This is a genomic window from Marinobacter sp. SBS5 (assembly GCF_048285575.1).
Lineage (GTDB): Bacteria > Pseudomonadota > Gammaproteobacteria > Pseudomonadales > Oleiphilaceae > Marinobacter.
In genome coordinates this window covers 38,892-62,844 of sequence record NZ_JBLWAZ010000009.1, presented here as the reverse complement: position 1 = coordinate 62,844, position 23,953 = coordinate 38,892, and the positions used below count along the sequence as shown (strand labels likewise).

Below are 23,953 nucleotides of genomic sequence, written 5' to 3'. Positions count from 1 at the left end.
GTCACATTTAGGTCTCAAATATTCAAACAGGAGTAGATCATGAATTTGGAAAATAAAGTAGTTGTGATTAGCGGAGGTGCATCGGGTCTAGGGCTAGCAACTGCGCGCTATCTTGTGAAAAAGAAAAAGGCAAAGGTCGCTTTACTAGATATGAACCGAGAAGCCGGACTGAGTGCTGTAGAAGAGCTCGGTGATGAAAACGCGATTTTTATAGCCACTGATGTCACCGAAGAGAACGATGTGGATGCCGCGATTAGCGCAACGATCCAAAAATTTGGCGCAATCCATGTGGACATAAATGCGGCGGGGATTGTAGCCCCAAAAAAGATTCTCGATAAAAATGGAATTGCGGGCTCGATCAATAATTTTAGAAATGTAATAAACGTCAATCTAGTGGGCCTATATACAGTAATGGCTAAGTGTGCAGAAAAGATGGCACTGAATGAACCGGATCAAAATGGTGAACGGGGCGTCATTATTAACGTTTCATCGGGCGCTGCTTGGGAGGGACAGCTTGGACAGTGCGCTTATGGCGCTTCCAAGTCCGGGGTTAACGGAATCAATATTCCAGCAGCACGTGAACTAGGTTCAATCGGTATTCGCGTCAATTCAATTGCCCCAGGGTTATTCGCAACTCCGATGGTAGATGCGCTGGATTCAAAGGTGAAAAATGCCTTGATCGAAATGTGCGAAGCACCCAAACGGATGGGTAATGTTGATGAGTTTGCTTCAGCATGCGTATTTCTAGTTGAAAACGGATATATGAATGGTCGCTATATCCGTCTTGATGCTGCAACAGTTATGCAGGCGAAATAGCGGTAAAAGGATGTGTCCCTTTAGCCCTCCAAAATGGGGGGCTCTTTTTAAATTAATTAAATAAAATTTAACAGTTCGTTGAGGGATAAATTGTGCATACCACCAATAGAAGCGTTGCTCAGGGAAACATAATAAATATAGCTCCTCCTAAATTTGGAGAGCTGGTTTCTATCAGTGCTGGTCTGCTCTGGACGAGGCTTACAATTCCCTCAAAGCTTGACCATATAAATATCTATCTGATTAAAGATAAAGGCGGTTGGTTTGCCATTGATAGTGGCCCAAGTTCGGATGCTAATCGGGAAATTTGGGAAGAAATAGTACAAAAACTACCTGAGCCAAAAAAGCTCACTGGATTGTTGGTTACACACTGTCATCCTGACCATATTGGCCTCTCCGGCTGGATTCAGCAACATTTCCAAGTACCAGTCTATGCCTCCGAGAATGAAATTTCCAAAGCCAGGCGTGACGAGTTTAGCAGGTTATCCAGTGACCATGAAAAGGATGACTTTTTCTATAGAACTTTGGGGGTTTCGAATACAGAAATACCTGAGTTAATGAAATACGCAAGAGTAATGGATAACCTTTATGGTCTTCTCCCAGAGAAAGTAAAAATAATTGAAAAAGGCGAATCTATAATTATAGGCGAAAATGATTGGGATATTTGGTCCGGATCTGGTCATTCCGTTGAGCATATATGTCTTAAAAACGACAAGCTAGGAATATTTATCTCTGGGGACCAAGTGCTTCCAGGCATAACGCCTCATGTAGGTACGGATATAATAAGCTTAAATGACAATCCTATCAAAAATTGGCTCGAAAGCTTAACTGATCTAAAGTCATGGGTTAACCCAGATTATTTAGTTTTACCAGCGCATGAAAGGATATTTTTCAATGCAATAGCTAGGGTTGACGAGATTTTAGAGCATCATCACAACCTGTTAAGAACGTTAATTCGAAAGCTTGATCAATGGTTAACTACAGATGAATTGTTATCTTTTGTAGGTTGGGGCGCGGTGAAAGGCTTCGGTCGCTGCCTCGCACTTGAGGAAACATTTGCGCACTTAGTTTTTCTGGTCAATTCGGGAGAAGTAAAGATTCAGAAAAACGAGTCTTCTGACGCTATAGAGTTTCGCTCAATTTTAGTTGAAAAATAGTTATTTTACTGTTTCGATTAAATAATGACCTGAGACCATAGCTTATATAAAAATAAGTCCTAACAAGCGAGGAATTTATGAAAATTAATTTCAGTAATCACATGGAAAATTTGGCAAATCGATATGGTGAATGTGAAGCTATTGTAAATATTGAGCGTAATAGGCGCTACAGCTTCGCAGAGTTTCATGCACTGACTAACAGAATTGTAAACATGATGACGTCTTTAGGGCTCGGTGCTGGTGATAGGTTTGTTAATATTTTGGATAACGACAATCTTTCGTTACTTCATGCTCCTACTATTTTTAAAGGTTGTGTGACCGGAGCTTTTACAAACTTTAGAGATTCCTTGGAAGAACATACTTGGCAAGTTGAAGCTTCTGGTGCCAAAGTGGCATTTATTGAAAATGAGCTCCTCGACTCTCATTACAAGATGCTACGGGATAGAGACGTTACTGTGATTGTAATGGATGAGCCTAAAGAAAGTCTTGATGGTGTTTTCTATTTCTGGGATTTGGTCAACAAGGCGTCGGATCATAATCCAGATATAGTCGTTGATGACAGAGAACATTGCGCAATAATTCGGTTTACAGGAGGTACAACAGGTAAGGGTAAACCAGCAATGTACAGCATTGATAACTGGCTTAGCTGCCGTGACACGGCATTTGCCTTGCAAGATAAGGATGCATGGATCAGAAATCCCAGATGCATTCATATTGCACCAATAAGTCACGGGAGTGGTATGTTATTTTTGCCAACGTTGTATTCTGGTGGTTGCACCATTACACAAAATGAAGCTGACTTGAATCTATACTGCAAAAACATTGAAAAAGAAAAAGCGACGCTCACGTTTCTTGTTCCCACGATACTTTATCGTATGCTTGAGATCGATTCAGATTTGAGTTCTCTGAGGTTCGTGATCTATGGCGCTGCGCCTATGAGTCCCGGAAAGCTTAAACAGTTGCAAGAAAAACTTGGGAATATTTTTGTTCAGTGTTATGGCTCTACCGAACATTTTGGTTTTGCGTCGAACATGGGGACGAGTCAGCATTTGATTAATAGAGAAGAAGATGAGGTTAGGCTTAGTTCAGCTGGGCAGCCGACCCCTGGCGTTGAATGCATAATCGTGAACGAAAAAGGTGAGAAGGTCCAGAAGGGAGAAACCGGTGAGATTTGGGTACGTTCCCGAAGTATATGTCTCGGATATTTAAATGCTCCTGAGCAAACTGGGGCTGAGTTTAAGGACGGATTTTGGAAGTCGGGCGACCTTGGTTATATGGATGATGAAGGATTTATTTACTTGGTTGACCGGAAAAAAGATATGATTATTTCAGGTGGCTTTAACGTTTATGCTAATGAAGTCGAAGCGGCACTTAATAGCCACCCTTCAATTTTAATGTCGGCAGTTGTTGGTATCCCGCATGAAGAGTGGGGCGAGGCGGTTCATGCTGAGGTTACTTTACGCGAAGGTTGTGATGTAGGCGAAGATGAATTAGTTGCGCATGTTAAAGGTCTGATCGGTGGATACAAAGCGCCAAAATCTCTAATGATTGTCGATCAGCTTCCTACTAGTGTGGTTGGTAAGGTTTTACGCAGGAAAGTGCGTGAAAAATACTGGAAAGGTGAACGGAAAATTTCGTAATAGCAAGGTAAAAAAGTCATAAATCATAGTGACAATAAATGTCAAATTTGTGATTTAAAAGTTCTAATCTCGGAGAAATATAATGGAAGATATTTTTGTCGCCGGCGTTGGTATGACAAAATTTGGTCGTCATTTTGATCATAGTTATAAGGAACTGGCGAGAGAGGCTATCGAGCAGGCGCTTACTGATGCTGGAGCTAGCAAGGCTGATGTAAAGCAAGCATTTTTCGCCTCTTGCGTTATCGGTTTAATGCATGATCAACATATGATTCCTGGTCACGTTGCTTTGCGGTCGATGGGATTTGAGGGCATTCCTATCTTTAACCTTGAGGGGGCTTGCGCATCTGCTAGCACAGCCCTTCATTTGGCAGAGAACGCTATTAGGAGCGGGTCTTGTGACATCGCAATTGCTGTGGGCGTAGAGAAAATGAACAGCCCTGATAAGGCAAAAATGTTTTCGGCGTTTGACTCTGCTTGGGATGTTGAAACCGTGAGTGATAACCGGGACATCCTCTTAAAGATGGGGGAGGGAGTCGAATGCCCGGAGGGCTCTCAGTCCCCTAGACCATATTCCATGTTTATGGATGTGTATGCAGCGTTCTCCCGGTTCCATATGAAAACATTCGGAACGACCCAAAGACAAATCGCTGCCGTATCCGCAAAAAACCATCGACACTCTGTTCATAATCCTCTCTCGCAGTATCAGGTTGCGTATACTATCGAGGAGGTTTTGGCCGCACCGCCTATTACTTACCCACTTACATTGCCGATGTGCGCTCCTATTTCGGATGGCGCGGCGGCTGCGGTTTTGTGTAGCGCTGCGGGGCTAAAGAGGCTTAAGGGAGACAGCTCAAGAGCCATTAGGCTGCTTGCCAGTGTTGTGCGATCGAGCTCAGATCGAAGTTTCGATGATTTTGAAAATCACCTAACTGCTTTAGCTGCTAAAGATGCTTATGAAAAGTCTGGCGTTGCTCCAACCGATATTGACGTAGCCGAGGTTCACGATGCGACTGCGATGGGGGAAATAATACAGGCAGAGAATCTCCAGCTAGCGCCATATGGTGGGGCTGGGTGGGCTGCTGAAGCTGGCGAGTTCACTGTAGGAGGCCGAATTCCCATCAATCCATCGGGCGGTCTGGAATCCAAAGGGCACCCGATTGGCGCAACCGGAATAGGGCAAGTTTATGAGCTAGTGACTCAATTGAGAGGCGAAGCTGGAAAAAGGCAAGTCGAAAATGCTCAAATCGCCATTCAAGAAAATGGCGGCGGCATTTACGGAGTTGAGGAAGCTACAGCTGTAGTAAATATTTTTTCTAAATAGTACAAGGTTAGCATGGGCCATGTCGGGGCGCATATAGAGTGTCCCGCCATGGCAACTCAAGCTTTTCGACCTGTTGACTCAATGGATCAATTGGATTATTTGAGACTGAAAATTTTGTATTGTCGTTCCTCAACCCTAAAGGGTGATTTAGTGCGCCGTCTGATTAATATCATCTATGATTGAAGTTTTTCTGTCAGTAAGAGAAGTATTCAATTGTGCCCATGCCGATAGCTCCATTTAATCTGACCCTAAACGATCAATTGAAACTCCATGGCAGGTGCCGAGCCAGCACTTTGATCAAACGCCTAGTTCATCGTGTCAGTCTTCATTTCATAGGGAATGCATGCGAGACGGTCCCAGGGATATCCAGCTTGCTTCAGGTTAACACTCAAATGGTATTCAAGTGGCGCAAGCGCTACCGTGTGCGAGATTTTAAAGGGTTTTATGATTCACCGCGCCTGAGCCAGCACCGAAAACTGAACCGTGGAGACGTCAAAATTTATGAGCACACGGTTCATCAGGGTCCGATACAAGCCTTGCACTGGAGTATCAGCCTCATACGAACATGCCGGGGGCGCGTGTTGGCAAGTACATTAGCTGAAGAATGCGTTAAATTTGAAGCCGCAACGGCTCACTACGTTAAAATCACGAATAATCCGTATTTTCTCGAGAAAGTTTGCGACATTGTCGGCCTTTATCTGAATCCGACGGACAATGCGCTGGTCCTCATTGTTGATGAAAAGACCCAAATTCAGACGTTCGATCGAACACACCCAAATCTACAGCTCAAGCCAGGCCAAGTTGAGCGTCATCCGTACGATTACAAGCAACATAGCACGACAAGCCTTTACGCGGACTTCAACATTTTGACGGGCGAAGTTATTGGCCGTGTCGCCCAGAGTCATCACGCCTTGGAATTTATAGATGTTTTAAGACAGATTGATTGGGAAGCTCCGCAGGATCTGCAGCTGTGTATCATCTTAGATAGCAACTCTTCTCACAACACCTTGGAGGTCAAAGCCTGGCTCGCCAAGAATCCTCGGTTCAAGGTGCATTTCACCCCAACCAGCGCGTCGTGGTTGAATGAGGTTGAGAAGTGGTTTGGTCAACTGGAACGGCGCGCACTTTATCGAGGAAATTCAATTAGCGTTGGTGAATCGAAGTCAGGGATTAAGAAGTGTATTACGGTTCACAACGAAAAACTGGCCAAGCCCTTCCGGTGGAATAAAACTACTGGACACGATTGTATCATTGGCATGGCAATTTTGCGCTTAATCGATAATAAGCGTGTAAATTTAATAGGCGCTATATTTGGTGGGCTGGAATGAGGCAAAAACAAGATCTAAGAGGCATGCGACATCATCTGAGTTCGAATTGGCGCCTGCCGTTGATTCCGACCAAACTTTCACCGCCAAGGAGGTCTCAGCCTCGCTTTTCCCGAAAACGGCTGGAGAGTCTTGCCCCGGCAATCATGAAGCATGCTTTGACACTAGTCCAGGCGCCTGCAGGGTATGGAAAGACTACAATCGTTGGCCAATGGGCGGACATGTATCGAGGTGAAGATAAGCTTATAGCTTGGTTAAGTCTCTCAGAAGAAGACAACTCAGAAAAACGATTCTTATCATATCTCATCGCCTCACTGTCAATAACGAAGTCGAATTTCTGCAATGAATCTATTTTAGCGATTAACTCTGAACTATCTTCATCGATTGAAGTTGTTGAATCGATTTTGCTCGCCGAGTTAGAGGCCTCTCGAGAGGAAATCCTACTTACATTAGACGACTACCACTGCATTACTAATCCTGAAATTCACTCGCTAATGTTGCGTCTGATACAGAATCGACCCGAAAATCTCCATATTATCATTGCAGCCAGATCCGAAATTCCCATACGGCTATCTAAGCTGAAGTTGGAAAACCAATTGTTAATCTTGGGTGTCTCTGATCTTCGAATGGATTTTAGTGAGCTTGAGATGTTTCTAAACGAAGTTGTTGAGTTGGATCTACCTAAGAACGTCGCGAGATTGCTTTACGAGGTTAGCGAGGGATGGGTTGCCGGCGTGCAAATGGCGGCTTTGTCACCAAGGCTTCGCAAAGAACCAAAACAATTCCTTAATGAATTTGCAAGCGGATCGAAGGATCTTAAAAACTACCTCCATGAGGTATTAGTGGAACTATTACCTTCAGATTGTGAGGAAGCCCTTGTACGCTGCTCAATTTTAGAGCGCTTCAACGTATCGCTATGCGAGGTGGTTGGTGGGGTAAGCGATGGGAATGCCTTTTTAGAGAAATTGTCTCGGTTGAATTTGTTTATATTTTCGCTTGATGACAATAATGAGTGGTTCCGGTTTCATCGGTTATTTTCTGATTTTCTTCGAGAACGTTTGGGTCAGTTAGGTAAAAAGGAGGTGTTAGCCCTTCATCGTCTTGCTTGCAACTGGTTCGTCGCTCATGAGTTGTGGTCTGAAGCAGTGAGTCACGCTTTAGCCATTGGTAATTCAGATCTTGCTAAAACGTTCATCGAACGCTGTGCATCGGAAATGCTAGAAAAAAGCCGAACGGCCACACTGGTCAATTGGGGAAAGCAAATACCAGAGCATGAGTTGAGCAAGAATATTGACATACGCTTGGCAATCGTCCGGGCTCAGATGCTAATGATGGAGCTTCCTCCCATTCATGGCTTGCTTCATGAGATAGAGTCTGACTTGCAGAAAAGTGATGATGTTGATTTGATGGAAAGAAGAGAGGATTTGCAAAAACAAATACAGACAACGTCATCGCTACTTGGACTACTTGAGGACCGATTGGAAGACGCTAGGCGCTCTGCGGAGCCATTGATGGAAGCGCCTAGTGAGCTCAATAGATTTGAGTACGAAGTGGTCTTCAATGTCCTAGGCTATATTTATCTCCATCAAATGCGTTTTGATGAGATAGTTGAGGTACAGCGGCAAGCAGCTCGAATGACCAATAAGCTTCACTTCGGTGAGGGATACCGAAAAAGTTTTGAAGGCTTGGCCTGGTTCTGGCGTGGACGCTTAGATAGAGCTAAAGCATTGCTGGGAGAGTCTTTAGCGATTTCTGAAAAAATCGCCGGTCGGCGTTCGATGGCTTCTGTGACAGCCATCGCGAGCTTGGCCGAGCTTTGCTATGAGCGTAACAAAATAGAGGAGGCGGAGGAATTATTGGCATCTGCAATGACGGGCTCTTTGGACGCCTGCCTATTGATAACAGCACAAACCATTTATTCGCTTCTTGCTCGAATAAGTAAGCTGCGCGGAGAAAAAGCAGAATCTTGGATATTACTGGATAAGCTCGAAAAGGTTGCCATGAAAAGAGGGTGGGTCCGACTGGAGGGCCACTGCTATGCAGAGCGTATTCAGTCTGATATTTGGGAGGGTGATGGGGTATCAGCAACGAGAGAGCTAGGGCGTTTTGAACAGTATCTTGAGACCGTGAATCCGGATGTTATTGCTAAAGAACTCCTACATGATGATTGGCTAATATCGAAGGCACGAATTGAACTCCTTAATCAACCATCCAAGGGTTTTATAAAGGAGTTGCATGAGCGTATTACTGTTCTAGACCGTCAGGGTGCGTTTTATCGTAGTGCTAAATTCAGAATGCTGGCTGCGCTTGGAGAGTGGAAAATTGGCCAAACCAAGGCGGCTAAGAAAAGCTTAATTCCAGCACTCGCACTAGGTCAAGCGCAAGGCATGTTTAGAACCTTTGCAGATGAACTTCAAGGTGGGCAGTGTCTTCTAAAAAATATTGCTTCAAGTTTAGACGCACACGAAATGCGGTTGATGCCTTATATTGAAGGCTTAGTAAACAATATGGAACCTGCACCAAAATTGTTAGGCAATTTTGAAAAAGACCTTGAATCTGACTCGTTACCATCTGACATTTCTGATCTCGAACTCTTGAGTGCATCAGAGGTTACTGAAAGGGAGCGTGAGATTCTGGAACTAATTGGGGATGGTCTATTTAATAAGGAAGTTGCGAACCTATTAGGAATATCCGAGGGTACTGTCAAATGGCACCTAAAAAACCTATACAGTAAATTGGGCGTTTCCAGCCGAACTCAAGCCTTAAAAAGGGCGCATAGTCTAAAACTGATAAATTAACCTTCCCTCCCTGTCCCGCCCTTTCGAGGGGGGGAAGGTTGTTTATTTTTGGTTAGTATTTTGGGCCGCGAGAGTAAAGTAATACTGCTGAATTAAATGCCATTTCGATCGAAAGCATCTCGGAATATTAGGAGTTTTTATGGGGCCTCTTGAGGGAGTCAAAGTTGTAGAGTTTGCAGGGATTGGTCCAGCGCCGATAGTGGGTATGCTGTTAGCTGACTTGGGAGCCCAAGTTGTGCTAATTGAACGCAAAGTGATGAATTCAAACGCTGCAACAGTTGATCCCACTTTGATGGGAAAGGCTGCATTTTTTAAACGAGGTAAGAAGTCAATCACACTAAACCTCAGCAAATGTAGTGATGTTGAGGCTGCTTTGAGTTTAGTTGCAAAGGCTGATGTGCTCGTGGAGGGTTTCCGCCCTGGCGTTATGGAGAGATTGGGGATTGGACCAGAGGTATGCCTCGAAAAAAATCCAAAACTAATCTACGGTCGGATGACTGGATGGGGACAGACGGGACCGCTAGCGCCTTCGGCCGGTCATGACCTGAACTTTTCTGCCATCACAGGAGCTCTTTTTTACGGCGGTTTGCCAGGGGATATTCCGTTCCCGACGCCAACTTTGCAGGGTGATGTGGGGGGAGGGAGCATGTCTTTGGCGCTCGGTATCCTATCTGCACTGTTTCATGTCAATAAAACTGGCCAAGGTCAAGTGATTGATGCGGCTATTTCTGATGGTGTAATTTATAACATGATGCTTCTGGCCAGTTTGAGGGAACAAGGAGTCATTAGTGATGGCGACCGTAATGACTTTTTCAGTGGTGCGGCTCCGTGGTGCAGCACTTATCGGTGTGCCGATGATCGCTTTGTTACCGTTCAAGCATTAGAGCCTAATTTTTACCAAAAGCTAGTTTCTATTTGTGGTTTTAGCGATGATCCAGACTTTGTAGACCAATACGATAAGAGTTGCTGGCAGATAGCGAAGACGAAGATGTCAGCGTTTTTTGGCTCCCGTACGCAGGCTGAATGTTGTTCGCTTTTGGAGGGAACAGACGCTTGTTTCGCTCCGATTTTGAATTTTTCTGAGGCTGCAAATCATCCTCATAATCAGGCGCGTGAAAGCTTCATTCGTATTGACGGAGTGCTGCAGCCTGCACCCGCACCTAAGTTTAGTCTCACTAAGCAGGTGGTTGGTAGTATACCTGATTTGGGTGAGCACAATGACAATATTTTGGGACCGCTAGGTTTGTATAACAAATCCAATCTCTCTGATTGATATCAGAATCTTAGACGCGAAAGGTCAGAGGGGTTCTACCCCATTTCCACGGACGGTTTTAAAACGGCTGACAACTTCCGATCCTGAACGGCAACTCTACGTCGCATCCTGGGATTATGGAACCGCTCAATGTAGTCGAATACATCAGCTCGCGCTTCGTTCTGAGTGCGGTAATGCCGGTGGTGAATTCGCTCCCGCTTGAGCATCCCGAAGAATCCCTCGCAGGCAGCATTATCGCCACAATGACCGACCGCACTCATGCTGCTTACCAAACGGTTGCTACCAAGATATCGCTGGTAGTCACCACTGGTAAATTGACTGCCTCGATCTGAATGCAATACCACCGGGACTTTCCCCTGGCGCTGCCAAACGGCCATCTCAACGGCTCTGATCACCATATGCCGATCCTGCCGGTAATGCATGGGCCAACCAACGATCAGCTTGCTGTATAGGTCGAGAACCACGCACAGAAAGAGCTTTCCTTCCTGCGTGGGCACATAATACGTATTGGGAAATGGCTGCGACAACGTTGAATCGCCTGATACCTCAGGGCGACTCCTTTGCGAAGAACACCGCCGCTTCGCGCAAAAAATCACGCTCCTTCTTCACGCGAACCAATTCTCGTTTGAGACGGGCAACCTCCTCGTCTCTGGGAGAACCAGAGCCCTTGAAGGCCTTGTCTGTCTCCTCATCCGCTTCTCTGCGCCACCGAGACAGCAGGTTGGGATTAATACCAACCTCTAGGGCAATCTGGCGACAGCTCACACCGGGCTGACGGGTTAAAGCGATGGCTTCGCGTTTGAACTCTGGGCTATATCTTCTGCGTCTGAATATGAATACTCCTTTGGCACAGTGTGCCTCTTTTTAGGAATGTCCGCAGTAACGGGGTAGAACCCATCCGCCTCGGAGTGGCTGTAGCCCCCAGGCCACAGAGCCAGCTACTTTCCTTGCTGGATTAGCAGTTCCACGACGAACGGAAAACCTGGTGTTTATCAGCCCGTCAGGTGTGGGCAGGTCAACCCAGCAGGCCCGCTACAACTTGCTCCAGTTGATCGATAGCCTTTACGAATACCGGTCGATCATCCTGACCACCACCAAGAACCTCATCAGTTGGGGCGAGTTCTTCCGCGACGACAACGTGGAGGTGCCGATCATCGACAGGACGATACAGCCACTCACACTTCTTGTGTTGGGAGGCGAAACTCTCGACTGAGGCAGAAAGCTACAAGATTCACGATGAAGAGTGGGCAAAGTAGATGGCCATTGGAAAATCTTTACGCGGCCCCTTCTTTTGGGGGGGGAGTCATATGATTTATGAAGATACTTTGGACAAAGTTCAAAAACAAAAATAGTAGGCAAGAAATGAGTAATCCATATGTATTGCAAACCCGAGGCCTCGTAAAGAAGTTTAGGGGATTTCAGGCCGTTGATCATGTCGATCTACAAATTCGGCAGGGCGATATTCATGCCTTAATTGGCCCTAACGGTGCCGGCAAGACCACGGTTTTCAATCTCCTGACCAAGTTCCTGATCCCGACCAGGGGGCAGATCCTTTATAAGGGAGAGGACATCACCTCTCTGAAATCCGCCGCCATCGCCCGTAGGGGTGTGGTTCGGTCCTTCCAGATTTCCGCTGTGTTCCCGCACATGACTGCCCTCGAGAATATCCGCGTCGCATTGCAGACGTTCGAGGGCAACTCTTTCAGCTTCTGGCAATCCGGAGCCCGTCTGAACAAGCTCAATGAGCGCGCTATGGAATTGCTGGATGCGGTGGGACTGACCAGTTTTGCCAATACCACCACCGTGGAGCTGGCCTACGGCCGCAAACGGGCATTGGAGCTGGCGACCACGCTGGCGATGGAGCCGGAAATCCTGCTGCTCGACGAACCCACCCAGGGTATGGGCAGCGAGGATGTGGATCGCGTGGTGGAACTGGTGCGCAGCGCGGCCAAGGGCCGTACCGTGCTGATGGTGGAGCATAACCTGAGCGTGGTCAGCAAACTGTGTGACCGCATCACCGTGCTGGCCCAGGGGGCCGTTCTGACTGAAGGCGACTACGAAACCGTATCTGCCGATCCCCTTGTGCGCGAGGTTTACATGGGATCCGACGGTAGTGGCGAGCGAGGCGCGACCGAGACCAATCCCGCCAGTGCGGAGGCCGCCCAATGAGTCACGGACCGGACAAGGAATACGAACAGCTGCGGGTTTCCGGACTGCACGCCTTCTACGGCGAGTCCCATATCCTGCATGGCATCGACATGGTGGTGCACCGGGGTGAACTGGTAACCCTGCTGGGGCGCAATGGCGCCGGCCGCACCACGACCCTCAAAGCGATCATGAACATGGTGGGCCGCCGCACCGGCTCCATCATGATCAACGGGGAGGAGACCATGTCCTGCGCTCCCCATCATATTGCCAGGTTGGGTGTCGGGTATTGCCCCGAACATCGGGGCATTTTTTCGTCACTCAACGTCCAGGAAAACCTGACCCTGCCACCGGTGGTGCGCAGCGGCGGCATGAGCCTGGAAGAAATCTACACCATGTTCCCCAACCTCTACGAACGCCGATTCAGTCAGGGGACGAAGCTCTCTGGCGGTGAGCAGCAGATGCTGGCCATGGCGCGCATCCTGCGCACCGGTGCCAATATGCTGTTGCTCGACGAAATTACCGAGGGGCTGGCGCCTGTCATCGTGGAAACGTTGGGTGAGGTGTTGGTGGCCTTGAAGAAAAAGGGCCTGACAATCGTTCTAGCTGAGCAGAACTTTCACTTTGCAGCGTCCCTCGCAGATCGCCATTACGTTTTGGAGTACGGCCAGATTGTGGAAGAGATTAGCTCACATGAGCTGAGTTCTAAAAGGGCATTGCTGGATCATTATCTCTGTGTATAGCGAAAGCCAACAATAGGAAAAGAAGTTTGGAATATTGGCGTGCAGTAACTCACTAGTTTTAAACCACAATACAATTAGCGACCTAGTTGGAGATATAAAAATGATAAATATGAAAAAGTCTTTCTTGGCGATGATTTTGTCCGCAGTGATCGTTAGCGATGCGAAAGCAGAAATTTCTGACGATATTGTGAAAATTGGCTATCTAGCTGATATGTCCGGTACCTACCGAGATTTGGTTGGGCCAAATGGCCTTGCTGCACTGGAGATGGCGGTGGATGATTTCGGCGGCAAGGTTGGCATGGCTGATATCCAAATCGTTAGCGCTGATGATCGTAATAGCCCCGACGTGGCTTCAAGCACAGTGCGCCGGTGGTTAGAGAATGAAGACGTGGATATGGTAGCGGGATTTGTAGCCTCTTCTGTATCTCTAGCGGCCATTGAAGTTATAAAAGAGAATAATAAATTAGGCATCGTGTCGGGCTCAATCGCATCAAGTATCACGAATGAGCATTGCTCTCTGAACCATATTCATTATGTATACGATACATATCCGTTAGCTGTTGGAACTGCCCGTGCTGTCGTAGAGGAAGGAGGAGAGTCATGGTTCATTTTGACTGTCGACTATAGTGGAGGCCATGAACTTGAAGCGGCGGTTTCAAGTGTCGTCGAGGCGAGTGGAGGTGAAGTTATAAAGACCCTTCGCCATCCGTTTCCTACACCAGACTTTTCTTCATTCATCCTTCAAGCCCAGGCCTCAGGAGCAGATGTGGTCGCTCTAGCCAACGCCGGAGCTGACGCGATTAACGCTATCAATACCGCTGGCGAATTTGGCTTGACTCAATCCGGCCAGAAACTCGCAGCATTGCTGCTCTTTCTTACAGAAGTGCACTCGCTTGGAGTCGAGACTGCTCAGGGGATCCAACTCACAACAGGTTGGTATTGGGATATGAATCCGGAAGCTCGCGCTTGGGCAGACCGATTCTTTGAAAAAACAGGTGTGCGTCCGACAATGGTTCATGCCGGTATCTACTCCAGCACAATACATTATCTTAATGCTGTCGAAGCTACGGGCTCCGACGACTCTCAGATCGTTCGCACTCAGATGATTAATACCCCCATCAACGACATGTTCGCAACTAACGGAAGGATTCGTCAGGACGGTCGTATGGTCCATGATATGTATTTGGCTCAGGTTAAGACCCCGGAGGAATCCCAAGGGGAATGGGATCTATATAAGATTGTCCGCACAATCCCTGCCGAGGAAGCGTTCCGTCCCCTTTCAAATAGTGTTTGTCCTCTAGTCACCGACAACAGGTAATTTTTCGACATGGGCTCTTGAATATTGAGTTTGAAGAGCCCTTGCCGGTCGGTTCGAATAACTTTTGACTATACATTTTTATTAGCTGATTTGGAGTCCGTTGCATGTCAATGGTGTTCGGCGTTCCTCTTGCTGTGCTGTCCGGCCAGCTCCTGATCGGGATTATTAACGGTGCCTTTTACGCCCTGTTAAGCCTCGGCCTTGCGGTTATCTTCGGTCTGTTGAAAATCATCAACTTCGCCCATGGCGCCATGTATATGCTCGGTGCCCTGGTCACCGTGGTTCTGTTTGACCTGCTGGGCGTCAATTACTGGGTAGCTCTGTTTGTGGCCCCAGTCCTGGTTGGCGCTTTCGGCTTGTTGATTGAATACTTCCTGCTCCGGCGCATTGCTGGTCAGGATCACATCTACAGCCTGCTGCTCACCTTCGGGGCGGCCCTGATCATCCAGGGCGTCCTCACCAACATCTACGGAGTGTCCGGGTTGCGCTATTCCATGCCGGATATGTTCAAAGGGGGCATCAACTTGGGTTTCATGTTCCTGCCGTACTACCGGGCCTGGGTGATCGTGGTGGCCCTGCTGGTGTGTTTCGGCACCTGGTTCATCATCGAGAAAACCAAGCTGGGTTCCTACTTGAGGGCGGGCACAGAAGACTCGCAGCTGATGCAGGGCTTCGGCATTAACGTACCCTTGCTGGTGAGCCTGACCTACGGATTCGGCGTCATGCTGGCGGCATTCGCCGGTGTGCTGGCGGCACCCATTTATTCGATAACTCCGGTGATGGGGTCCAACATTCTCATAGTGGTCTTTGCGGTGGTGGTGATCGGGGGCATGGGCTCCATTGGCGGGGCCATTATCACGGGCATCCTGATGGGCGTGATCGAAGGCCTCACCAAAACCTTTTACCCGCCGGCGTCCTCGGCCGTTATCTTCCTCGTGATGGTGGTGGTGCTGATGATCCGACCCACTGGCCTGTTCGGTAAGGAGGCATAATGATGAACCAGCCTGTTAATCCTGCCGATATCCACAAAGCCATTGTCGAGCAGCAAAAGATCCAGGACCGCAAGAAACTGATGGTGAACGGCGTTCTGCTGCTGTTGTTGCTGGCCGCGCCCTTCGTGATGTACCCGGTCTTCCTGATGAAGATCCTGTGTTTTGCCTTGTTTGCGGTGGCCTTTAACCTGCTGTTCGGGTTTACCGGTTTGCTGTCCTTCGGCCATGCCGCCTTCCTGGCCACCGGAGGCTACACCACGGGCTACCTGCTCAGTAATTTCTCCGGCCTGACCACGGAGATGGGGATTATTGCCGGTACCGCCATGGCCACCCTGTTGGGGCTGGCCTTTGCGTTACTGTCGATCCGCCGGCAAGGCATATACTTTGCCATGGTGACCCTGGCGCTGGCACAGCTGGTGTTTTTCTTCTTTGTGCAGTCGGAATTCACCGGCGGCGAAGACGGCATGCACGGCATCCCCCGGGGCGAGCTGTTTGGTCTGATTAACCTCGAAGACAACCTCAACATGTACTACTTCGTGCTGGTGGTGTTTATCACCTGTTACCTGCTGGTGCAGCGCATTGTCGGCAGCCCGTACGGGCAGATCCTGAAAGCCATCAAGCAGAACGAACCGCGGGCGGTCTCGCTGGGTTACAACGTGGATCGCTACAAGATCCTGGCCTTTGTGATCTCCGCCGCGCTGGCGGGTCTGGCCGGCTCCATGAAATCCGTGGTGTTCCAGCTGGCGTCACTGAACGATGCCCATTGGCATATGTCGGGCGAAGTTATTCTGATGACACTGGTTGGAGGTATGGGCACGCTGCTCGGACCGGTGGTGGGCGCCACCTTTGTGGTGAACATAGAGTATCTGTTGTCGCAGGGCCCGCTACGTGACTGGGTAGACCCCATCCTGGGTGGCACCTTTGTGCTAACCGTTCTGGCGTTCCGCAGCGGTATTGTGGGTGAAATCCAAAAATTCATAAAAAAGAACTTGGGGTGATTTAAACAGAATGTGGCTGGTTTTATTTTGGCGAATTGAGCTACTAGTCATTCTAAATAACGAAATTTTTAGCTCCCTGCAAAAATCCATAAAGACAGTATTTCTATAAGTAAAAGCTACGTGACTAAAAGACATTATCTCAGTTCTACTGATATCCTGAAGTTGAAATTAAATTTGTGGGTATTCGATTTATTCCGGCAGTGGGAATTAATTTTTGGTGCCCTGAAAAATTAATGTACAGATCTAGATTTTCTAAATGTTAGACATATACGTTGAAAGCCGAATATATGCATCAAGCCCCCCCCCACTTTTGAGAGGGGAGCCCATCAGAGGGGTGCATTACGATTGTTTTAGCATTACAAATTAAGTTTGAGATGCAAGTAGGTTTCAATAATTTAAAAAAGGAAACAATTAATGAACTATAAAAAAACCAATATCTATAAACTTAGCGCCCTTGCAGCAATTACTATGTTTTCTACATGTTCGGTATCTGCCTTTGAACTAGATGTGGCTGATATGAAGGCTAGCATTTATGGATATGCGAAGCTCGACATGATTTATGACGTTGACGGGTATATTGGACCTACTGTTACCCACCGTCTAATTTCCCTCGACAGTCAGGAGGGGGCGGAGGGACATGCTAATCTTCACGCCTTTCAAAGTCGATTAGGGTTTAAGACTTCCACTCCCGTCGCCGGAAGCACGCTCAACACAACTATCGAGGGCGATTTTTACGGAGGTGGAGGCGGTCAGTTCCGACTGCGACATGCATATGGTGAATGGAATGGAGTTCTTGCAGGGCAAACATGGACGAATTTTGGAGGTTTCCTGGGTTTTACGCCGGTTGTTGATTTCACTGCTCAGTTTGGACAGGGGAACATTACACGCCAAGCACAGTTGCGATATACGAGCGGTGGATTATCCATAGCATTGGAGGACCCCGGAAACATCGGAAGCAATGTTGATATGACTAATAGCCCCAGTACTGATGATGAGTTAAAGAATGGATATCCCGATTTAACTTTTCGGTATGGAGATCGTTATGGCGCTATTAGTTATGGCGTCTCCACGGTTTTAAGAGAGATCGCATATTACAATTCTGCTAGTGATAGCGATGAAAGTATTCTGGGCTGGGGGGTAAATTTTGAGGCTGCTTCAAAGGTGACGGATAGATTTACCCTTAGGGGCGCATTTACTCATGGTGATGGATTGGGGGGCTATCTTTACGGGTCACCTAGTGGTGCCGGATTTATTGACGCTAGCGGCTCTGTAGAGGGAATTAAGGGTATTGGCGGCACTGTTGGTATGACGATTTCGGTTGGTACCGGAAACGTGAATGTTGCCTATGGAATTGCAACGGTGGACTTGGACGATGCAGTTGGCCAGGGTGCAATGTCTTCGCTAGCGACCGACAGAGCGGAAAGCATCTACCTAAATTATATTTGGTCACCTGCTAAGCGTATCAACTATGGCGTTGAGGCCGGTTATCACAGCCGTAGAACACAAAGTGGCGAGGAGGGTGATGCAGTTCGTTTACAAGGAATGGTGCAGTATGTTTTCTGACGTGCCGTATATGAAAATGTTTGGATAGAATAAAGTCTTATCCCGAATATAAATCGACATTTTGCCCCCGTTGGTATCTTGCCAACGGGGGATTTTACTTGGTGGAGTGTAGAGTTTAGCAAATCTATTGGAAAGTCAAAGTATGAATTTTAATATTTAAATAATATATTGTGCTAGTGTTTTTGATAATAATAAATAAGTAAAAGTGTAAATTCACGATGAGAATAAATTTCTCTAAATAACAATTAAGTTTGAAATTGGCAAGATCGAATTTATTGACTTAATTGAATTTACCTTGCAAAGCGTGCCCCCCCCCTTTTGAGGGGGGATGATTTGGAAATAGGAAACTAATATCCGTTTGTGGCTAAAAGAATGGTTTGATATCGGTGCCTTTGGTGAGTCAGATGTCTTCGATAGAGCTAATACAATTTACCGGCTTTCGCATTGGTTGAGTGCGGAAAGTGTAGCTAGCTAATAACTAAGGATCGGTATTTTTATAAGTTTGAAATATTTATTTTGATAGGAGGCTTTCAAATGGCGGCGTTCATCGCTGGTACAAGTCTTGTGCCGTTTGCGAAACCGGGCTTCTCTGAAATGTATGACAGAATGGGCTCCGATGCACTTTTGCTGGCATTAAACGACGCTGGACTCTCACTCAAGCATCTAGATCAGGCTTATGTTGGGTATGTCTACGGCGACAGCACTTCAGGGCAACGAGCCGTTTACCGTGTTGGAATGACCGGAATTCCCATTATCAATGTAAATAACAACTGTGCGAGTGGATCAACCGCCCTGTTTTTAGCGCGACAGGCTGTAGAAAGCGGTGTTGCCGACTGTGTCTTAGCTTTAGGCTTTGAACAGATGAAACCTGGCGCACTTGAGCAAGTCTTTAGTGATCGACCCTCTCCTTTAGAAAAATTTGAAATGATTGCTGATGAAGCCTTTTTCGATAAGCGTGATTTGCCGGTAACGTTAAAGTTGTTTGGCGGGGCAGGGAAGGCTCATATGGATCTTTACGGAACAAAGCTCGAAACGTTCGCTCGAATTCGCGCAAAAGCCAGTGATCATGCTTTCAACAATCCTCAGGCGCTTTTTCGGAAAAAAGTTTCTACAGAAGAAGTGCTTCATGCTCAATCAATTTGGCCAGGCGTAATGACGAAAATGATGGCATGTCCGCCAACCTGTGGAGCTTCAGCTGCTGTCGTGGTTTCGGAAAGATTTGCGTTGAAGCATGGGTTAGATGCAACTGTTCGAATCAGGTCGCAGGCGATGGTTTCCGATTTGCAAGATACTTTCGAAGGTCCAGACATGATTAAGTTGGTTGGAGCCGGCCTAACGGAGTTGGCGGCCGAAAAAGTATATGAGCAAGCTGGAGTGGCACCTGAAGATATTGACGTAATTGAGTTGCACGATTGCTTTGCTCAAAACGAACTTATCACCTATGAGGCTCTTGGTCTTTGTTCTCCAGGAGAGGGTGAGCGTTTAGTTGAAGATGGTGATAACACATACGGTGGAACGTTCGTTACAAATCCTTCCGGTGGTCTTCTTTCAAAAGGACATCCTTTGGGCGCAACTGGGCTGGCTCAGTGTTTTGAGTTGACTCAACAATTGCGCGGGAACGCTGGAGCTCGTCAGGTCGACAATGCCCGATTTGGATTACAGCATAACTTAGGGCTTGGTAGCGCAGCTGTAGTTACATTATATGAAAGAACGAGATAAGGCTTTCAGAAATCCTATAATTTTTTTGGTAGAAGCTGAATTAACAAAACTAATAAAGGAGTTAAAGAAATGATTAACATAAAATACATACAAAAAAGAATTAAGTCTGGGACTGCCAAAAAGTTGGCATTAAGGTTAGTACTGTTGAGTGGTTTTTGTAGCGGTGCAGCGCCCGTGTCATCTCAAGAGATTGAGCGTGTGCGGTGGCAAGTTCCTACTGGCGCACCCACTACAGTTCCCGGTCTTGATGCAATAGTTCATGCTTCAAAATGGCTCAGCGAAATTTCGAATGGCCACGTTACCTTGAGAACCTATGAGCCGGGTGAGCTCATACCGGGATTTGAGGTAAGCAGTGCTGTTGAAAAAGGAACGTATCCAGCAGGGTTCACTTATACAGCATATGATCAGGGTTCTATGCCTGAAGCTTCACTTTTCTCATATATCCCTTTTTATTTGGGTCCAATAGACTATATCGCCTGGCATTATAGCGGCGGCGGTGAAGAACTGCTAGTTGATGCTTATAGTAAGAGAAATATACACCCAATTCTTTGTGGTGTTACCGGACCTCAATTGGGTGGGTGGTTTACATCACCTGTCAGTTCTATCGAGGATCTTAAGGACCTGAACTTCAGAATTGCAGGCTTTGGCGCAGATGTTCTTTCTGAACTTGGAGTAAATGTATCTTCAATTTCTGCAGCGGAGACTTATCAGGCGTTGGAACGTGGTGTGGTGGACGCTGCAAAACTAGGCCAACCTCTTGTGGGCTTAAAGTTTGGCTTTCCAGAGATTGCGAGATACTACATGGTTCCAGATTGGGCCCAGCCGAGCACTGCAACTCACCTCATGATAAATAAGGGCAAATGGAATGAGTTGGCGGTACCCACTAGAAGATTGATTGAAATGTCTTGTAAGGCAGCAACACTTTATACCCTTTCTGAAACCGAATTTTTGCAAGGTAAGGCAATTAAGGCCATAACTGAAGCTGGGGCTTCGCCAATTCAGCTTTCTGAAAATGACTTGACTAAATTGAAAGAGATAACAGACCAAGTACTGTCGAAGAATAGTGAAAACAGTGCGGCGTTTGCGCGTGTTTTACGAAGTCAGGTTGAGTTTTCAGAGTCCTATAAGAAATGGTCTCAGCAAGGTTATCTTCCTAACAAATATTGACATCTGAGGTATTAGGGAGAGTAGGTGAGCTCTCCCTAATATTGGTGAGGGTTATATATTTTATTAAAACATCTGGGGGCAGGGTGGTTAAAAAAAAGGAAGGCCATTTAAAAAGCGGGTTAAAATTAGAGTATATAAGTTTCTATATAGATAGTTTTGTTGTATTGATAGGGAAGGCGGTGTCATGGATTTGGTTACTGGTTCTGCTCGTCGTATTATTTAATGTTTTTAGTCGTTATTTGTTTAATAGCGGGTCAGCTGCCATGTTGGAGTTATCTTGGCACCTGTTTGGAGCGACCATGTTGATAGTTTTATCATACGCTGTTGTTACAGACGATCATGTGCGCGTAGATTTTTTGTCAGAGAAGCTCCCCGTTAGATGCGTAGCTTTAATTGAATTTTTATTAATTAGCGTTTTGGTAATTCCTCTTTTAGTTTTTATGACTGAAACTCTTGTACAGTACGCTTGGAATTCATTTGTTAAAGGTGAATCGTCTATGGCTCCCGATGGGTTGCCATATAGGTTTATTCTTAAAAGTATTATTCCATTCTCTATCCTGTTGTTGATGCTCTCATTGGTTTCTCGACTTATAAAAGATATCGCTTTAGTGCTCGGAAAACCAAAAAAATAGTAATATTATTTCTGATTTATCGGTTAACTATATGATTAGTGAGCAAGTTCTTGTAAGTTCGATGTTTGGATGCTTCTTCCTATTTCTGCTGATGGGTTTACCGGTAGCGTGGGCGCTATCTGCAGCCGGTTTTTTGTTTGCGATCATAGGATTCTTGTTAGTTGAGTATTTCAATTCGGATATTTGGTTTACGTGGCAAGGAACTATTGGTTCCTTAGATGCGAGAATTTACGGGTTGGTTGCAAATGAATTGCTGGTTGCGTTGCCAATGTTCATTTTTATGGGGATCATGCTTGATCGATCAGGAGTTGCTGAGAAATTGATGCACTCGCTTACTGGCCTATTTTCCACTCTGAAGGGAGGATATGCGGTATCAGTTGTCATCGTAGGAATTCTTTTGGCGGCTTCGACCGGGATCGTAGGCGCTTCTGTGGTGCTATTAGGAATGCTTTCTATCGGCCCTATGCTTTCTCAAAATTATAATAAGGGTTTGGCGGTAGGGACGGCTTCAGCTGTCGGTGTTTTAGGGGTAATCATTCCACCGAGTATTATGTTGGTGTTGCTTGCTGATAGACTCGGTACACCCGAGGCCTCTGTTGGACGGCTTTTTATGGCTGCAGTTGTCCCGGGGTTACTTCTGGCTTTTGGATATATACTCTATATTGTAACCTCTGCATATTTAAGACCTAGCTTTGCCCCATCGCAAGACACCGTTAGAAATTTTTCAATTCGTTATTTAATTGGTTTTTTACGGGCCGCTTTACCAGCCCTCGCTTTAATATTTGGCGTTCTTGGTTCAATTGTCTCCGGTATTGCCACTACAACCGAGGCATCGGCTATTGGAGCTGCTGGTGCTCTAGTTCTCGCAGGGCTTAACAAGCAGTTGAATATAATGGTTGTATCTGCAGCGCTTCATCAAACGAGCCGAACGATTGCATTTATATTTGGTATTTTTCTAGGAGCAACCGTATTTGCATCAGTTTTACGTGGTGTTGGTGGGGACGACGTAATTAGAAATTTAATAATTGATCTTCCGTTTGGTGCGACGGGTGTCGTAATTTGTATTTTGCTGTTAACATTTGTCTTGGGTTTTTTTCTTGATTGGATTGAGATAACGCTTATAGTTCTTCCCCTGGTTGCCCCAACTGTTTTTAGTTTAGGTGTTGACCCTGTTTGGTTTGCGGTCTTATTCGCTTTGTGTCTTCAAACATCTTTTTTGACTCCTCCAGTAGGACCTGCTCTTTTTTACATTAAAGGCGTATGTCCGACCGCTATTAAAACCAGGGATATTTATACTGGCGTTTTTCCGTTCATTATTATTCAGTTGTTGGTTCTTTTTGCGGTTTTTGTTTTAGATGATTTGGCTACCTGGCTTCCAGATATTATTCATAATTAGAGATTCCCATTGCATTGTGTTGCGATCCTTTTGGCCCCTTGTGGGGCCATTTTTTTGCTTGCGAAGCCGGCAATCCCGGCCATCTGAAACTCAGTGGTAATAGCAGAGAACAATTCTACTGGCAGTGGCGTCGCTGGCTTACGTGGGTCTTGAAGAATCCTTAGGACGGTAACGGTACATAAGGCAAGTGGACCTGTTTCTGAAGCCCGGGAGGGTAGGTGTGCAGAAATGCGCGACACCCGTTACTCAGTTAGACCTGTGCTTTGCTAGTAGAGCGTGTGATCTTCAAACCGTGAGCCAATTTAGCAATCGGGAAAGTGTGGCACAGAATCCTGGAGCAGCTGGGTGCAGCTGCGCGAGGTAAAATCCGAGGTCGCGGTGTGTGTGAGGTGGCTGATGAAGTTGTAATAGCGACTATTTTTCGGATTTAGAAACCTCTTATCAGCGTGGATCACAAAACCGGGATGACTGCTAGGGAGTTTCAGCGAACCTGTCTGGGCTACATACTATGGTTGGATGCGAAGGGAGGGCGAAAATCATTGAAGTGAAATGCGGAGGACCAGTGTGAGGGATGCTGCGTTCAAAGGCTGCCCGACGGGTTAGGGATGTGCATCGAGGCGCTGCGGGGACACATTGGCTTGGTAAGGGAGCAGAGAGATACTGTGGCGGCCGATTGCCAGAGTGCTAGTACCCGGACGGATCGGTTGATACAGACCGGCAGCCAGGCCTATCCTCTATGCCGGCACGACAGAGATGTGCAGGCAGGAAGGCATACTATAGTCTGAACTGTTTGATGAAGCATGATGGGCAGTTGTTGTTCTCTTATACGGGCCAGGTTTACCAAGGGTGCTGTCATAAGGGCCAGATCATTGCATAAGCCTGACCTTCGCTGGTTCTTGGATTGCCTTAAGAATCGCTACTGGAACCTCGTTGCATAACCATCTATCAACTAA

At 46.7% G+C, this 23,953-nt stretch carries 18 protein-coding genes and 2 pseudogenes; 18 read left to right on the top strand and 2 right to left on the bottom strand.

Annotation, left to right across the window (positions count from 1 at the left end; genetic code table 11):
- The first annotated feature begins 39 nt into the window (after positions 1-39).
- From ACNQ6O_RS14900 to ACNQ6O_RS14870, 7 genes are all read left to right on the top strand, one after another.
- Positions 40-816: an SDR family NAD(P)-dependent oxidoreductase gene (locus ACNQ6O_RS14900; protein WP_418053978.1), complete on the top strand. Its 777-nt coding sequence runs from the start codon at positions 40-42 to the stop codon at positions 814-816.
- A 92-nt stretch (positions 817-908) separates the two neighbouring features.
- A complete protein-coding gene (locus tag ACNQ6O_RS14895) occupies positions 909-1,970 on the top strand; it encodes an MBL fold metallo-hydrolase (protein WP_348423395.1) in 1,062 nt (353 codons plus the stop codon).
- A 77-nt stretch (positions 1,971-2,047) separates the two neighbouring features.
- Positions 2,048-3,610 (top strand): class I adenylate-forming enzyme family protein, encoded by a 1,563-nt coding sequence (locus ACNQ6O_RS14890; RefSeq protein WP_323753292.1) that lies wholly within the window; start codon positions 2,048-2,050, stop codon positions 3,608-3,610.
- A gap of 82 nt (positions 3,611-3,692) precedes the next feature.
- A complete protein-coding gene (locus tag ACNQ6O_RS14885) occupies positions 3,693-4,931 on the top strand; it encodes a thiolase family protein (RefSeq protein ID WP_053114423.1) in 1,239 nt (412 codons plus the stop codon).
- A 221-nt stretch (positions 4,932-5,152) separates the two neighbouring features.
- On the top strand, positions 5,153-6,259 hold the full coding sequence (locus ACNQ6O_RS14880) for an IS630 family transposase (protein ID WP_323753461.1): 1,107 nt from the start codon (positions 5,153-5,155) through the stop codon (positions 6,257-6,259).
- Between the two features lie 23 nt (positions 6,260-6,282).
- Positions 6,283-9,054 (top strand): LuxR C-terminal-related transcriptional regulator, encoded by a 2,772-nt coding sequence (locus tag ACNQ6O_RS14875; protein ID WP_418053977.1) that lies wholly within the window; start codon positions 6,283-6,285, stop codon positions 9,052-9,054.
- Between the two features lie 139 nt (positions 9,055-9,193).
- Positions 9,194-10,327, top strand: a complete 1,134-nt coding sequence (locus ACNQ6O_RS14870) for a CaiB/BaiF CoA transferase family protein (protein ID WP_053114429.1) — start codon at positions 9,194-9,196, stop codon at positions 10,325-10,327.
- A 35-nt stretch (positions 10,328-10,362) separates the two neighbouring features.
- Here ACNQ6O_RS14870 and ACNQ6O_RS14865 read toward each other — a convergent pair.
- Together ACNQ6O_RS14865 and ACNQ6O_RS14860 are read right to left on the bottom strand one after the other, a co-directional pair.
- Positions 10,363-10,818: pseudogene (locus ACNQ6O_RS14865) on the bottom strand (DDE-type integrase/transposase/recombinase); the annotation flags it as partial.
- Between the two features lie 2 nt (positions 10,819-10,820).
- Positions 10,821-11,161, bottom strand: a pseudogene (locus ACNQ6O_RS14860) (transposase); the annotation flags it as partial.
- Between the two features lie 151 nt (positions 11,162-11,312).
- On the opposite strand from ACNQ6O_RS14860, the gene ACNQ6O_RS14855 reads away from it, so the two are divergent.
- The 11 genes from ACNQ6O_RS14855 (at position 11,313) to ACNQ6O_RS14805 (ending at position 23,000) form a co-directional block, all read left to right on the top strand.
- Positions 11,313-11,540, top strand: coding sequence for an ATP-binding protein (locus tag ACNQ6O_RS14855; RefSeq protein ID WP_053114435.1), 228 nt, complete (start codon positions 11,313-11,315; stop codon positions 11,538-11,540).
- 149 nt (positions 11,541-11,689) lie between these two features.
- Positions 11,690-12,496 carry an ABC transporter ATP-binding protein gene (locus ACNQ6O_RS14850; RefSeq protein WP_323753289.1) on the top strand — a complete coding sequence of 269 codons (807 nt, stop codon included), beginning with the start codon at positions 11,690-11,692 and terminating at the stop codon, positions 12,494-12,496.
- Entirely contained in the window at positions 12,493-13,215 is a 723-nt protein-coding gene (locus ACNQ6O_RS14845) for an ABC transporter ATP-binding protein (protein ID WP_053114438.1), read from the top strand. The genes ACNQ6O_RS14850 and ACNQ6O_RS14845 overlap by 4 nt, the downstream gene beginning before the upstream one ends.
- Positions 13,216-13,315: 100 nt before the next feature.
- The gene (locus tag ACNQ6O_RS14840) at positions 13,316-14,533 is read left to right on the top strand and encodes an ABC transporter substrate-binding protein (protein WP_323753288.1); all 1,218 of its coding nucleotides are present in this window, start codon (positions 13,316-13,318) and stop codon (positions 14,531-14,533) included.
- Between the two features lie 104 nt (positions 14,534-14,637).
- Positions 14,638-15,525: a branched-chain amino acid ABC transporter permease gene (locus ACNQ6O_RS14835; protein ID WP_323753287.1), complete on the top strand. Its 888-nt coding sequence runs from the start codon at positions 14,638-14,640 to the stop codon at positions 15,523-15,525.
- A 2-nt stretch (positions 15,526-15,527) separates the two neighbouring features.
- On the top strand, positions 15,528-16,523 hold the full coding sequence (locus ACNQ6O_RS14830; protein ID WP_323753286.1) for a branched-chain amino acid ABC transporter permease: 996 nt from the start codon (positions 15,528-15,530) through the stop codon (positions 16,521-16,523).
- 414 nt (positions 16,524-16,937) lie between these two features.
- Positions 16,938-18,086 carry a DcaP family trimeric outer membrane transporter gene (locus ACNQ6O_RS14825; RefSeq protein ID WP_323753285.1) on the top strand — a complete coding sequence of 383 codons (1,149 nt, stop codon included), beginning with the start codon at positions 16,938-16,940 and terminating at the stop codon, positions 18,084-18,086.
- 534 nt (positions 18,087-18,620) lie between these two features.
- Positions 18,621-19,805 (top strand): lipid-transfer protein, encoded by a 1,185-nt coding sequence (locus ACNQ6O_RS14820; protein ID WP_273045151.1) that lies wholly within the window; start codon positions 18,621-18,623, stop codon positions 19,803-19,805.
- Between the two features lie 69 nt (positions 19,806-19,874).
- Complete coding sequence (locus tag ACNQ6O_RS14815; RefSeq protein WP_418053976.1) at positions 19,875-20,972, top strand: TRAP transporter substrate-binding protein; 1,098 nt, start codon at positions 19,875-19,877, stop codon at positions 20,970-20,972.
- Positions 20,973-21,055: 83 nt separating this feature from the next.
- Positions 21,056-21,604, top strand: a complete 549-nt coding sequence (locus tag ACNQ6O_RS14810; protein ID WP_323753284.1) for a TRAP transporter small permease subunit — start codon at positions 21,056-21,058, stop codon at positions 21,602-21,604.
- Between the two features lie 31 nt (positions 21,605-21,635).
- Positions 21,636-23,000 carry a TRAP transporter large permease gene (locus ACNQ6O_RS14805; RefSeq protein ID WP_323753283.1) on the top strand — a complete coding sequence of 455 codons (1,365 nt, stop codon included), beginning with the start codon at positions 21,636-21,638 and terminating at the stop codon, positions 22,998-23,000.
- Positions 23,001-23,953 lie beyond the last annotated feature (953 nt).

Excerpts from the sequence above, each read along its gene's own strand:
- ACNQ6O_RS14815 (WP_418053976.1), top strand. The coding sequence starts at position 19,875 with ATGATTAACATAAAATACATACAAAAAAGAATTAAGTCTGGGACTGCC.
- ACNQ6O_RS14820 (WP_273045151.1), top strand. The coding sequence starts at position 18,621 with ATGGCGGCGTTCATCGCTGGTACAAGTCTTGTGCCGTTTGCGAAACCG.
- ACNQ6O_RS14805 (WP_323753283.1), top strand. The coding sequence starts at position 21,636 with ATGATTAGTGAGCAAGTTCTTGTAAGTTCGATGTTTGGATGCTTCTTC.
- ACNQ6O_RS14875 (WP_418053977.1), top strand. The coding sequence starts at position 6,283 with ATGCGACATCATCTGAGTTCGAATTGGCGCCTGCCGTTGATTCCGACC.
- ACNQ6O_RS14900 (WP_418053978.1), top strand. The coding sequence starts at position 40 with ATGAATTTGGAAAATAAAGTAGTTGTGATTAGCGGAGGTGCATCGGGT.
- ACNQ6O_RS14880 (WP_323753461.1), top strand. The coding sequence starts at position 5,153 with ATGCCGATAGCTCCATTTAATCTGACCCTAAACGATCAATTGAAACTC.
- ACNQ6O_RS14850 (WP_323753289.1), top strand. The coding sequence starts at position 11,690 with ATGAGTAATCCATATGTATTGCAAACCCGAGGCCTCGTAAAGAAGTTT.
- ACNQ6O_RS14835 (WP_323753287.1), top strand. The coding sequence starts at position 14,638 with ATGTCAATGGTGTTCGGCGTTCCTCTTGCTGTGCTGTCCGGCCAGCTC.
- ACNQ6O_RS14845 (WP_053114438.1), top strand. The coding sequence starts at position 12,493 with ATGAGTCACGGACCGGACAAGGAATACGAACAGCTGCGGGTTTCCGGA.
- ACNQ6O_RS14825 (WP_323753285.1), top strand. The coding sequence starts at position 16,938 with ATGAACTATAAAAAAACCAATATCTATAAACTTAGCGCCCTTGCAGCA.
- ACNQ6O_RS14870 (WP_053114429.1), top strand. The coding sequence starts at position 9,194 with ATGGGGCCTCTTGAGGGAGTCAAAGTTGTAGAGTTTGCAGGGATTGGT.
- ACNQ6O_RS14830 (WP_323753286.1), top strand. The coding sequence starts at position 15,528 with ATGAACCAGCCTGTTAATCCTGCCGATATCCACAAAGCCATTGTCGAG.
- ACNQ6O_RS14885 (WP_053114423.1), top strand. The coding sequence starts at position 3,693 with ATGGAAGATATTTTTGTCGCCGGCGTTGGTATGACAAAATTTGGTCGT.
- ACNQ6O_RS14840 (WP_323753288.1), top strand. The coding sequence starts at position 13,316 with ATGATAAATATGAAAAAGTCTTTCTTGGCGATGATTTTGTCCGCAGTG.
- ACNQ6O_RS14890 (WP_323753292.1), top strand. The coding sequence starts at position 2,048 with ATGAAAATTAATTTCAGTAATCACATGGAAAATTTGGCAAATCGATAT.